1 protein-coding gene is annotated in these 485 nt (G+C 53.2%); it reads left to right on the forward strand.

Annotated elements, in window-relative coordinates; all coding sequences use genetic code 11:
* Positions 1-124: 124 nt before the first annotated feature.
* The gene (locus AAC854_RS23055; RefSeq protein ID WP_340619124.1) at positions 125-433 is read left to right on the forward strand and encodes a TA system toxin CbtA family protein; all 309 of its coding nucleotides are present in this window, start codon (positions 125-127) and stop codon (positions 431-433) included.
* The last annotated feature ends 52 nt before the right edge of the window (positions 434-485 follow it).

Here is a 485-nt window from a genome sequence, read left to right on the forward strand (position 1 = left end):
CTGAGGCATGAAGCCGCGTTATTGTCGTTGCATGTGGTTTCACCCCGTTATCAACAATGTCGTGAAGTGCAGGATATTCTTCGGCACGGAACGACAGTCAGCGTTTAACGCGTGAGGTATCACCATGGCATCTTTACGTTTAACCGTCTGGCAGGTCATTGCCGGCACGCTGCTGAAGCGGCATTTTGGCCTGAACCTGGATGATACGGCATTGTGTGAAGCCGACACGGTGGCTGAACTGATGGCCAATGGCGTCCCGCCATTTGAAGCCATCAACGCGTTAGTGGACAAATACGGTTTAACCCGGCTGAATGCGCAGGGTATCCCGCGCAGTACACCTTACCTGGGTATTCATGATGAGCTGAGAGTACTTTTCGACAGCGGTATTACCGAAACGCTGCTCAGTCAGGCCAGCGGGTCACCGTCCGAGTAACCCATTTTTTTTATCACCCATCGGGGGAATTGTGCCCTGATGGTGCGGTTCC

It is taken from the genome of Xenorhabdus entomophaga, from assembly GCF_037996725.1.
GTDB lineage: Bacteria > Pseudomonadota > Gammaproteobacteria > Enterobacterales > Enterobacteriaceae > Xenorhabdus > Xenorhabdus khoisanae.